Below are 11,798 nucleotides of genomic sequence, written 5' to 3' on the forward strand. Positions count from 1 at the left end.
CTTATTGACGTGAAGTGGTAGTCAGCAGCATGGCATCGCCGTAGCTGAAGAAGCGGTATTCGTTGGCGATCGCATGCGCGTAGGCCTTGCGGATCTCGGCATACCCGGCAAAGGCCGACACCAGCATCAGCAAGGTCGACTTCGGCAGGTGGAAGTTGGTGATCAGGCGCGAGACGGTTTTGAAGCGATAGCCGGGCGTGATGAAGAGAGCGGTGTCGGCGCTGCCGGCGACCAGCTCGCCCGATTGGGAGGCCGATTCCAGCGCGCGCAGGCTCGTGGTGCCGACGGCGACCACGTCGCGCCCGGCCGCCTTCGCCGCGCGCACGGCGTCCACCGTCTCCTGGGCGATGGTGTACCACTCGGTGTGCATGTTGTGCTGCGAGAGATCCTCGACGCGCACCGGCTGGAAGGTGCCGGCGCCCACGTGCAGGGTCACGTAGGCGATGTTGACGCCTTTCGCCACCAGCTTGTCGAGCAGCGGCTGGTCGAAATGCAGGCCGGCGGTCGGCGCGGCCACGGCGCCCGGCTCCTTCGAGTACACGGTCTGATAGCGCTGCTCGTCGAATTCGTCGGCCGTGTGCTCGATGTAGGGCGGCAGCGGCAGGCGGCCGTGGGCCTCGATCAGGTCGAACACGTCGCCCCCCTCCTCATCTATGTGAAGGGTGAAGAACTCGCCGGCGCGTTCGCCCGTGGTGACGTCAAAAGCGTCGGCCAGGCGGATGCGGTTGCCGGGCTTGGGCGACTTGGAGGCGCGTACCTGGGCCAGCACCGTACGGTTGTCCAGCACGCGCTCGACCAGCACCTCGACCTGGCCGCCGGTCTCCTTCACGCCGAAGAAGCGGGCTTTCAGGACGCGCGTGTTGTTCATCACGAGCAGGTCGCCGGCCTGGAGCTGGTCGACGATGTCGGCGAAATGGCGGTCCGTGATGCGGTCGCCATCGAGCTGCAAGAGGCGCGACGCCGAGCGGTCCGGCAGGGGCAGTTGCGCGATGCGCTCGGGCGGCAGGTCGAAATCGAAATCGGAAAGCGAATACATTCTGGTCAATTCTGGGAAAATAAGAGCTGGCAGCCTTACAATATGGCCCCAAGTACGTGCGGCGAACCTTCTATTTTACGCTGAACCACGTCAATTTGCCGCGATATGCCCGCCCCAAAGACCCCTCCCGCCCCGAAAACGACACAAACCAAACTCGCCAAGCTCGGCCTGCGCAGCGACATGGACCTCGTGCTGCACCTGCCGATGCGCTACGAGGACGAGACGAAGATCGTGCCGATCCGCGAGGCCTGCCTGCGTGGCGGCCACGTGTCGCAGGTCGAGGGCGTGGTGATCAAGAACGAGATCGCCCTGAAACCGCGGCGCCAGCTGCTCGTCACCATTAGCGACGACAGCGGCGACCTGCTGCTGCGCTTCATGAATTTCTACGGCAGCCAGGTCAAGCAGCTGGCCGAAGGGGTGCGCGTGCGCGCCCGCACCGAAATCAAGCACGGCTTCTTCGGGGCCGAGATGGTGCACCCGACTTATAAAGTGGTGAACGAGAACGCACCGCTGCCGACCTCGCTCACACCGGTGTATCCGTCGGGCGAAGGCCTGTCGCAGCCCATCCTTCGCCGCGCGATCGGGGAAGCGATGCGCCGCGTGGACTGGACCGACACGGTGCCGCCAAGCGTGCGGCGCGCGATGGGCCTGATCGACTTCGAGCCGGCCGTCAAACTGCTGCATTACCCGCCGGTCGACGTCGACGAATACGCGCTGATGGAAAAATCGCATCCGGCCTGGACGCGCATGAAGTTCGACGAACTGCTGGCGCAGCAGCTCTCGCTGAAACGCGCCCAGCGCGCCCGCCGCGACAAGGGCGCGCCGCATCTGCGCGCGATGGGCCAGATGACCGAAGGCTTGCTGGGTGTCCTGCCCTTCTCGCTGACCGGCGCCCAGCAACGTGTTTTAAAAGAGATCCGCGCCGACCTGCGCGAGGGCTATCCGATGCAGCGCCTGCTCCAGGGCGACGTCGGCAGCGGCAAGACGGTGGTCGCGGCGCTGGCCGCGGCGCAGGCGATCGACTCCGGCTACCAGGCCGCCCTGATGGCGCCCACCGAGATCCTCGCCGAGCAGCATTTCAGGAAGATCGCGGCCTGGATGGAGCCGCTCGGCGTGAAAGTCGCCTGGCTCACCGGCAGCCTGAAAAAGAAGGACAAGCTTGCCGCCAGCGAGATGGTCGAATCGGGAGAAGCGCGCCTGGTGATCGGCACCCACGCGCTGATCCAGGACACGGTGCAGTTCGCCAAGCTCGGCCTGGTGATCGTCGACGAGCAGCACCGCTTCGGCGTCGGCCAGCGCCTCACCCTGCGCAACAAGGGCAGCGACGGCCTGGTGCCGCACCAACTCATGATGTCGGCCACCCCGATCCCGCGCACGCTGGCCATGACCTATTACGCCGACCTGGAAGTGTCGGTGATCGACGAGCTGCCGCCCGGCCGCAGCCCGATCGTCACCCGCGCCATCGACCAGAACCGGCGGGAGGAAGTCATCGAACGCGTGCACGCGGCGGCGCTCGAGGGGCGGCAGGTGTACTGGGTCTGCCCGCTGATCGAGGAGTCGGAAGCACTGCAGCTGCAGACCGCGACCGAGACCTACGAGACGCTGGCCGAGGCGCTGCCCGACCTGCAGGTGGGGCTGGTGCACGGGCGCATGAAGCCGGCCGAAAAACAGGCGGTGATGGATGCCTTCACGGCGCGCGAGGTGCACGTGCTGGTGGCGACCACCGTCATTGAGGTCGGCGTCGACGTGCCGAATGCCTCGCTGATGGTGATCGAGCACGCCGAGCGTTTCGGCCTGTCGCAGCTGCACCAGCTGCGCGGGCGCGTCGGCCGGGGTTCGGCGGCCAGCGTGTGCCTGCTCTTGTATCAGAGCCCGCTCGGGCAGGTGGCCAAGCAGCGCCTGATGACGATGCGCGAGACGACCGACGGTTTCGAGATCGCGCGGCGCGACCTGGAGATTCGCGGGCCGGGCGAATTCCTCGGCGCGCGCCAGTCGGGTCAGGCGATGCTGCGCTTTGCGGACCTGGAGACGGACCAGTGGCTGGTGGAACACGCGCGCGATATCGCGGCCAGTTTGCTGGAGCGGGAGACGGCGGAGAGTATTGCGATTGTGGATGCGCACCTGGCGAGGTGGCTCGGTGGGCGCGAAGAGTTCTTGAAGGTGTAGGGTGGGCGGCTTCGCCGCTCACGCGTTCAACCCAGGCAAGAACACCCGAGCAGGTATTTCATACGGAGCTTGAACGCGTGGACGGCAAAGCCGTCCACCCTACAAAAGCCTCAGTCCACCTTGGTCAGCTCCACCCCATCCACCGTCATCTTCCACTTGTCCCCCACCCGATGCGGGGGCTTGCTGACCACAAAAGTCGAGCGCACGATGCTGACGCCGGCGTCGAAGTTGTCGCCGTTAAAACCCTTCAGTTCGATGTTCAGGTTGATGTTCTTGCCCGGCTGGTCGCGCTTGTATTGGACCTTGCCTTCTTTCGACAGTTGCAGGCGCATGTCCTTGCCCTGCCAGTCGCCGACGTAGTGCATTTTTTCCTGGGGAACGGGATCGGCGTACGCCGCCATAGGCAGTAGGCAGGCGGCGAGGAGGATGGTGCGCAAGGTATGCATGGGGACTCCGGAACGGGATGATGGAAGCGGACAGCAGCCGAGTATTCGCCTGCCGCGTTCCATTGTCAACATGCATACGCCGCGCAGTGTGGCGCAAAGATCAGCGGCGGTCGGCCTCGTAGACCAGCCCGATCTGGCGCCGGATTTCGTCCATCACGCCCATCAGCGCCAGCGTCTCGTCGTGCGTCATGCCCGGGCTTTCGACCAGCCCGGCGCGCCAGCAGCGCTGGGCCTCGATGACTTCGTGCACGTAGCCGTTGCCAAGATAGGGCGTGTCGACCGTGCGCGTGCTGCCATCGTCCAGGGCCACCGTCACCGAGCGCGCGCGGTGGAACATGGTGTTCATGCGCACATGGCCGCGGGTACCGGACACCGTCAGCTCGCCCGGCGTGCGCGCGAGGAAGGAGCAGCTGCAGGCCGACATGGCGCCGCCCGCATGCTTCAAGGTGAACGCGGTCTGCACGTCGACGCCGGTCGCGCCCATCTGCGCCTGCGCCTTCACCTCGACCACGGGGCCGAGCAGGCTGGCCGCGATCGACAAAGGATAAATACCGAGATCGAGCAGCGCGCCGCCGCCCAACTCCGGATTGAACACGCGGTGCTCGGGGCCGAAGCTGGCCGTAAAGCCGAAGTCGGCCACGACCTGGCTGACTTCCCCGATCTCGCCCGAGGCGATGATGCGCTTGACCTCGAGCAGCGAGGGCAGGAAGCGCGTCCACATCGCCTCCATCAGGAACAGGCGTTTCGACCGCGCCAGGGCGACGACTTCTTCGGCCTCGCGCCGGTTCACCGTAAAGGCCTTTTCGACCAGCGCGCCCTTCCCCGCTCCCAAGGCAAGCAGCGCATTGGCGGCGTGCTGCGGGTGCGGGGTGGCGACGTAGACCAGGTCGATGTCGCTTGCCGCCGCCAGCGCCTCGTAGGAGCCGTAAGCCGTCCCGCCGAATTCGGCGGCGAAGGCGTCGGCCTTGTCCTGGCTGCGCGAGGCGACGCCGGCCAGTACCGCATCCGGCACGTCCTTGATGGCTGTGGCCAGGGCGCGCGCGATCTTGCCGGTGCCGAGGATGCCCCAGCGTACGGGGTCGGTCATGATGGGTTCCTTCATGCGATGCGTTTCGGGCGGAAGACGCTCGCGTCCGAATAAAAGTCGCGGTCCTGATCCGGCCACCAGCCGGGCACGCCGAGCACCGGCAGCGGTGTGAAGCTTGACGTATGCAGGGCTTCGCTGCGCAGCGTGGCGGCGACGTTTTTATCGATCCAGGCGCGCCGGGCATCAGGGCCGAGGGCGAAATAATCGTCCTCCGCGAACAGCACGCGGGTATGCGCGGTGATCGCCTTGCGTGGTGCGACCAGCTTTTCCATCAGCGCGTGGCCGAACAGCCAGAGTTGGGCGTCGGGGCCGAACATGGCGCGCTTTTCGAACAGGGCTCGCTTTTCGAATAGTGCTCCTTCCCAGCAGTGCGCGCGCAGTTCGTCGACCAGCTCGCGTCCTGCGCTCGATGCGCGCACGACCAGGATCGCCGCGTTTTCGTCGAAGATGGTGGCGGCGTCGCGCGCCGGCCCGCGCGACTTGCCCACGCCGGCAGCCGCGATCTGCGCAGCCTGCAGCGCGTTCAGTTCGCGCTTGATCAGCGGGAAGGTCTGCCAGACGAGGCCATTGAAGAAGTCGTGCAGGTTGTCGCGCGTGGGTACGTTGCCGGTGGCGCTGATGAATTCTTCATAGGCCGTCCCTTCGGGCAGCGATTCCTGCGGGACGAAGCTGATCGGCAGGTCAAGGTGGTTGCGCAGGGCGAGACGCGCGGCGTTGCGGTTGAAGGCGCCTGCGAAATCCTCGCCCGCCAGCGCCAGCGCCAGCGCCTCGTACGCTGGCCGCACCGCGTCGTACCACGGCCGCGACCAGTCGATCAGCGCGATCTCCGACGCCACTTACAACATCTTCCAGTCGATCCGCTCGCCGGCGTTCAGCGGCACCAGCTCGTTCTCTCCCATCGGCACCGTGGCCGGCAGGTTCCACGATTCGCGCACCAGCGTGATCGTGCCCTCGTTGCGCGGCAGGCCGTAGAAGGCCGGGCCGTTGAAGCTGGCGAAGGCTTCCAGTTTATCGAGCGCGCCGGCCTGGGCGAAGGCTTCGGTGTACAGCTCCATCGCGTGCAGCGCGGTGTAGCAGCCGGCGCAGCCGCAGCTCGACTCTTTCGCGCCGATGGCGTGCGGGGCCGAGTCGGTGCCGAGGAAGAAGCGCTCGTCGCCGCTGGTGGCGGCCGTGACCAGCGCCAGGCGGTGCTCTTCGCGTTTCAGGACCGGCAGGCAGTAATAGTGAGGCCGGATACCGCCGCGGAAGATCTCGTTGCGGTTGTAGAGCAGGTGGTGGGCCGTGATGGTGGCGGCGATCGGGCCCTCGGCTTCGGCCACGTACTGGGCCGCGTCCTTGGTCGTGATGTGCTCGAAGACGATGTTCAGCGCCGGCAGGTCGCGGCGCAGCGGACGCATCACGCGCTCGATGAAGACGGCCTCGCGGTCGAACAGGTCAATGTCGTGATCGGTGACTTCGCCGTGGATCAGCAGCGGCATGCCGACTTCCTGCATCACTTCCAGCGTCTTGTAGCACTTCCTGAGGTCGGTGACGCCGGCCGCCGAGTTGGTGGTGGCGCCGGACGGGTACAGTTTCACGGCGTGGATGAAGCCGGTGTCCTGCGCGCGGCGGATCTCGTCGGGATCGGTGTTGTCGGTCAGGTAGAGCGTCATCAGCGGCTCGAACGACATCCCTTCAGGCAGCGCGGCCAGGATGCGGTCGCGGTAGGCGGCGGCGTCGGCGGTGGTGGTGACCGGCGGTTTCAGGTTCGGCATCACGATGGCGCGCGCGAACTGGCGCGCGGTATGCGGCAGCACGCTGGCCAGCGCCGCGCCGTCGCGCAGGTGCAGGTGCCAGTCGTCTGGACGGGTGATCGTGATGGATTGTGGGGTCTCGATGGTGGACATGGCGGCTCTCGGATTGCGGGACGGCGTCATTTTACCTGTATAGGGAATGGTTCGCCGCGCCTGTCCCGGGATGGAGGCGGAGGGTAAGCAAAATGGCAATGCATCGGAAGGGTTGTTGCGGTTGCGGGCTCGCGGAAGAGCGCGTAACGCGTGGAGTCGGGGACTCCGGTGAAGCCGTGGAGGAGGCCACTGGCCTCCTCCACCCCTACATTAGTGGATGATCCTGGCAAGGAACTCCTTCGCCCGTTCGGAGCGCGGGGAAGTAAAAAAGGCGTCCTTCGGCGTGTCCTCGACGATGCGGCCGTGGTCCATGAAGACGATGCGGTCGGCCACCTTGCGGGCGAAGCCCATTTCGTGGGTGACGACCATCATGGTCATGCCGTCCTGGGCGAGCTTCACCATCACGTCCAGCACTTCGCCGATCATTTCCGGGTCGAGCGCGGAAGTGGGCTCGTCGAACAGCATCGCCACCGGGTCCATCGCCAGCGCGCGGGCGATCGCGACGCGCTGCTGCTGGCCGCCCGAGAGCTGGCTGGGGAACTTGTCCTGCTGCGCCAGCAGGCCGACGCGGTCGAGGTAGGCCAGGCCGCGCTTGACCGCCTCCTCTTTACTGCGCCCCAGCACCTTCACCTGCGCCAGCGTCAGGTTCTCGCGCACCGACAGGTGGGGGAACAGCTCGAAGTTCTGGAACACCATGCCGATCTTCGCGCGCAGCTTCGGCAGGTCGGTGCTGCGACTGGTGACCGCCACGCCGTCGACGCGAATCAATCCCTGCTGCACGGCCTCGAGTCCATTGACGGTCTTGATCAGGGTGGATTTGCCGGAACCGGAGGGTCCGCAGACCACCACGACGTCGCCGCGCGCCACCTGCGTGCTGCATTCCGCGAGCACCTGGAAGTCGCCGTACCATTTGCTGACCTTGTCAATTTCGATCATCGGTTTACCTGTTGTTTCAGCATCTTGAGCGTGCTTGACAGCACTAACAGTGCCTAGGATACTGCGGAACTTGCCAAGATACTCAGAACGAGCCTTCGTTCGCCCTAGCACCACCGACAACAGCCCTGCCCGGCACGCCAGAACCACCAGTTCCGGCCTGCCGGGCGGACGCGCAGGCCGACCACTGGAAGCATATGAACAATCGAAACCGCCTCACTACTTACATCCTGATCGGCCTGGCCCTCGGCGTCGTCATGGGCTACATCGCCAACAAGTACTTCGCCGACCCCGCCGCCTTCGCCGACAAGATGTCGCTGATTACGACGATGTTCCTGCGCCTGATTAAGATGATCATCGCGCCGCTGGTCTTCTCGACCCTGGTGGTCGGCATTGCGCGCATGGGCGACGCCAAGGAAGTCGGCCGCATCGGCGTCAAGGCGCTGGGCTGGTTCGTGATCGCCTCGATCATCTCGCTGGCGCTGGGCCTGATCCTGGTGAACCTGTTCCGTCCGGGCGATGCGATGTTCGCGGCCGGCATGGCGCCGCCGATCGGCAGCGATTCGGGCATTGCCACCACCAACCTCACGCTCAAGGAATTCATCACCCACCTGATTCCTTCCTCGATCGTCGACGGCATGGCCAAGAACGAGATCCTGCAGATCGTCGTGTTCTCGCTGTTCTTCGGCGTCGCCGCCGCGGCCGTCGGCGCGCGCGCCACGCCGATGATCGACGCCATCGACGGCGTCGCCCACGTGATGCTGAAGGTCACCGGCTATGTAATGAACTTCGCGCCGATCGCCGTGTTCGCGGCGGTCGCCGGCGTCATCGCCAAGAGCGGCCTCGGCGTGCTGCAAACCTACGGCATCTTCATGGCCGAGTTCTACCTCGGCATCATCCTGCTGTGGGTGATCCTGATCCTGGCCGGCATGGCCTTCCTCGGACCGCGCGTGCTGCGCCTGATCGGCCTGCTGAAAGAGCCGACCATCCTGGCCTTCACCTGCGCCTCGTCGGAAGCGGCCTTCCCGAAAACCCTGGAAAGCCTGGAGAAGTTCGGCGTCAAGAACCGCCTGGCCGCCTTTGTCCTGCCGGTCGGCTATTCGTTCAACCTCGACGGCTCGATGATGTACTGCACCTTCGCGGCCGTCTTCATCGCCCAGGCCTACGGCATCGAGCTGTCGCTGTCGACCCAGATCACGATGATGCTGGTGCTGATGCTGACCTCGAAGGGCATGGCCGGCGTGCCGCGCGCCTCGCTGGTCGTGATCGCCGCCACGCTCTCCCAGTTCAACATCCCGGAAGCGGGCCTGCTGCTCCTGCTGGGCATCGACCACTTCCTCGACATGGCGCGTTCGGCCACCAACGTGATCGGCAACGGCATCGCCACCGCCGTCGTGGCGAAGTGGGAGGGCGACCTCGAGGAACCGGTACCGCACAAGGACGTCGCCACATCGCCGCTGCGCTAACAAGCAGCGGAAGCAGCGCGCATTACACCGGGCCTTCCAGCGATGGGAGGCCTTTTTTTATAAAAAAGCATGGGGGAGAACACATGAAGCAGCTGTATGCAGCAGGTTTACTGGTAGTCCTGAATGGCGCGAATGTGGCGCATGCCGCCACCCAGACGGTCGATTGCGGCCGCCTGCTCGACGTGAAAAGCGGCACCTGGCGCGAGCGCGTCAGCATCGTGGTCGAGAACGGCACCATCAAATCGGTCGGGCCGATGACCCAGGGCGCCGGGAACATCGACCTGTCGGGCAAATCCTGCCTGCCGGGCCTGATCGACATGCACGTGCACCTGACCAGCGAAACGGCGCCGGCGGTCGACGCCTACCGCGACCGCCTCACCGCCGATCCGGCCGACATGGCCTTCCGCTCGGTCAAGTACGCCGAGCGCACGCTGATGGCCGGCTTCACCACGGTGCGCGACCTCGGTGCGGCCGATGGCCTGAACGTGTCGCTGAAGCGCGCGATCGCGGCCGGCGCGGTGCCCGGTCCGCGCATGTTCACCGCCGGTAAATCGATCGCCACCACCGGCGGCCATGCCGACCCGACCAACAACCTGTCGCACTTCCTGAGCGAGAAGGTCGGCACGCCGGGACCGGAACAAGGCGTGATCGACAGCCCCGAACAGGGCCGCCAGGCCGTGCGCCAGCGCTACAAGGAAGGCGCGGACCTGATCAAGATCACCGCCACCGGCGGCGTGCTGAGCCAGGCGGCGAACGGCCAGAACTCGCAGTACACCGAAGACGAACTGAAGGCCATCGTCAGCACCGCCAAGGACTACGGCTTCCGCGTCGCGGCCCACGCCCACGGCGCCGAAGGCATGAAGCGCGCGCTGCGCGCCGGCGTCGACTCGATCGAGCACGGCACGCTGATGGACGACGAGACGGTGGCGCTGTTCAAGAAGACCGGCCACTGGTACGTGCCGACCATCTCGGCCGGCCGCTACGTCGCCGACAAGGCCAAGCAGGAGGGCTACTATTCGGCCCTGGTGCGCCCGAAGGCGGCGGCCATCGGCCCGCAGCTGCAGGCGACGTTTGCGCGCGCCCACAAGGCCGGCGTCAAGATCGCCTTCGGCACCGACGCCGGCGTCTTCCCGCACGGCGAGAACGCGAAGGAGTTCGGCTACATGGTCGAAGCGGGCATGTCGCCGATCGAGGCCATCCGTTCGGCCACTGTCCACGCCGCCGCCCTGCTCGACCAGCCGCAGCGCCTGGGCATGGTCGCACCGGGCTTTGCTGCCGACATCGTCGCCGTCGACGGCGACCCGCTGCGCGACGTGAAGCTGCTCGAGCAAGTGAAATTTGTGATGAAGGACGGCGTCGTCTACAAGCAGTAAGACGCCTGGAACCTGCTTCCTCGCTTCGGCCGGAAGCAGGTTTCGCATTTAAGGAGAAGTAGCATGCTGTTCCAAAAGACCGCCCGCTCGGCCACCGCGCTGTTCGGCTTCCTGTTCTGTGTTGCCGTCGCGGCGCAGGCCCAAACCCAGGCCGCGGCCAAGCTGCCGAACGTGAGCATCCTCGCCACCGGCGGGACCATCGCCGGCACCGGGGCCACCAGCACCACCACGGTCGGCTACACGGCCGCCACCGTCGGCGTGCAGGCGCTGATCCAGGCCGTGCCGGAGATGACGAAAGTCGCCAACGTCAGCGGCGAGCAGGTGTTCCAGATCGCCAGCGAAAACATGGGCAACGAGCAGTGGCTGACCTTGGCCAAGCGCGTCAACACCCTGCTGGCGCAGGCGAACGTGGACGGCATCGTCATCACCCACGGCACCGACACGCTGGAGGAGACGGCCTACTTCCTGAACCTGGTCGTCAAGAGTAAAAAGCCGGTGGTGGTGGTCGGGTCGATGCGCCCGTCCACCGCGCTCTCGGCCGACGGCCCGATCAACCTGTACAACGCGGTGATGCTGGCCGGCTCGCCTGATGCGGCCGGACGCGGCGTGCTCGTCGCGATGAACGACCAGATCCACGGCGCACGCGACGTCACCAAGGCGAACACGACCACGACCGACACCTTCCGCGCGGCGGAACTGGGCATGCTCGGCTACATCCAGGGCGGCAAGCCCTATTTTTATCGCGCGGCGCTGCGCCGTCATACGGTGGAGACCGAGTTCGATGTCATGAACCTGTCGGTCCTGCCGGCTGTCGAGGTGGCTTATGCGCACGCGAACGTGGGGCCGGCGGCGGTCGAGGCGCTGGTGGCGACGGGTGCCAAGGGACTGGTGCATGCGGGCGTGGGCAATGGCTCGCTGCCGGCCAAGGTGCGCCCTGCACTCTCGGCTGCGCGCAAGAAGGGCGTGATCATCGTGCGCTCCTCGCGCGTCGGCCAGGGTATCGTCGCGCGCAACGGCGAGGCGAATGACGACGAGCTCGATTTCGTGGCGGGGGATAATCTGTCGCCTCAGAAGGCGCGTATTTTGTTGATGCTGGCGCTGACCAAGACGAACAATACGCGGGATATTCAGCGGATGTTTAGTACGTATTAAAAGCGATTTGCACGGGCACGTGGCGCTGTTGCGTGCCCTGATCGTGGCCAGTTGAATCCGCGTGGGCACGGGGTGCCCACCCTACGGGACACGCTACGTATCCGGGGTTCGTAGGGTGGGCACTTGTGCCAGTTCTTTAAAGGTGTTATCTAACGAAGCCATCCTTTAGCACGCGCGCTGTCGATACATGGCGGCGCTTCTCTTCGGCTGAAACGTGGACTTTCTTCTTTGGCCGCTTGGGGCCCTGCGGCGC

At 65.7% G+C, this 11,798-nt stretch carries 10 protein-coding genes; 4 read left to right on the top strand and 6 right to left on the bottom strand.

Annotated elements, in window-relative coordinates; all coding sequences use genetic code 11:
* Position 1: 1 nt before the first annotated feature.
* Entirely contained in the window at positions 2-1,036 is a 1,035-nt protein-coding gene (gene queA / locus ACWCIA_RS20230; RefSeq protein WP_454166215.1) for a tRNA preQ1(34) S-adenosylmethionine ribosyltransferase-isomerase QueA, read from the bottom strand.
* 105 nt (positions 1,037-1,141) lie between these two features.
* Between queA and recG the strand changes: the two genes are divergently transcribed.
* Positions 1,142-3,202 (top strand): ATP-dependent DNA helicase RecG, encoded by a 2,061-nt coding sequence (gene recG, locus ACWCIA_RS20235; protein ID WP_454166216.1) that lies wholly within the window; start codon positions 1,142-1,144, stop codon positions 3,200-3,202.
* 110 nt (positions 3,203-3,312) lie between these two features.
* Here recG and ACWCIA_RS20240 read toward each other — a convergent pair whose 3' ends face one another.
* The 5 genes from ACWCIA_RS20240 to ACWCIA_RS20260 all read right to left on the bottom strand — a co-directional run bounded on the left by ACWCIA_RS20240 (position 3,313) and on the right by ACWCIA_RS20260 (position 7,557).
* Positions 3,313-3,648: a hypothetical protein gene (locus ACWCIA_RS20240; protein ID WP_454166218.1), complete on the bottom strand. Its 336-nt coding sequence runs from the start codon at positions 3,646-3,648 to the stop codon at positions 3,313-3,315.
* 100 nt (positions 3,649-3,748) lie between these two features.
* Positions 3,749-4,735, bottom strand: coding sequence for a Gfo/Idh/MocA family protein (locus ACWCIA_RS20245; protein ID WP_454166219.1), 987 nt, complete (start codon positions 4,733-4,735; stop codon positions 3,749-3,751).
* Between the two features lie 11 nt (positions 4,736-4,746).
* A complete protein-coding gene (locus ACWCIA_RS20250) occupies positions 4,747-5,571 on the bottom strand; it encodes a DUF3025 domain-containing protein (RefSeq protein ID WP_454166221.1) in 825 nt (274 codons plus the stop codon).
* Positions 5,572-6,621 (bottom strand): dihydroorotase, encoded by a 1,050-nt coding sequence (pyrC, locus tag ACWCIA_RS20255; protein ID WP_454166223.1) that lies wholly within the window; start codon positions 6,619-6,621, stop codon positions 5,572-5,574.
* Between the two features lie 210 nt (positions 6,622-6,831).
* Positions 6,832-7,557: an amino acid ABC transporter ATP-binding protein gene (locus ACWCIA_RS20260; RefSeq protein ID WP_454166225.1), complete on the bottom strand. Its 726-nt coding sequence runs from the start codon at positions 7,555-7,557 to the stop codon at positions 6,832-6,834.
* A 194-nt stretch (positions 7,558-7,751) separates the two neighbouring features.
* On the opposite strand from ACWCIA_RS20260, the gene ACWCIA_RS20265 reads away from it, so the two are divergent.
* The 3 genes from ACWCIA_RS20265 (at position 7,752) to ACWCIA_RS20275 (ending at position 11,545) form a co-directional block, all read left to right on the top strand.
* Positions 7,752-9,020: a dicarboxylate/amino acid:cation symporter gene (locus ACWCIA_RS20265; protein ID WP_454166227.1), complete on the top strand. Its 1,269-nt coding sequence runs from the start codon at positions 7,752-7,754 to the stop codon at positions 9,018-9,020.
* Positions 9,021-9,103: 83 nt separating this feature from the next.
* Positions 9,104-10,393 carry an amidohydrolase family protein gene (locus tag ACWCIA_RS20270; RefSeq protein WP_454166229.1) on the top strand — a complete coding sequence of 430 codons (1,290 nt, stop codon included), beginning with the start codon at positions 9,104-9,106 and terminating at the stop codon, positions 10,391-10,393.
* A gap of 63 nt (positions 10,394-10,456) precedes the next feature.
* Entirely contained in the window at positions 10,457-11,545 is a 1,089-nt protein-coding gene (locus ACWCIA_RS20275) for a type II asparaginase (RefSeq protein ID WP_454166230.1), read from the top strand.
* Positions 11,546-11,798 lie beyond the last annotated feature (253 nt).

This window comes from Massilia sp. SYSU DXS3249 (assembly GCF_053668055.1).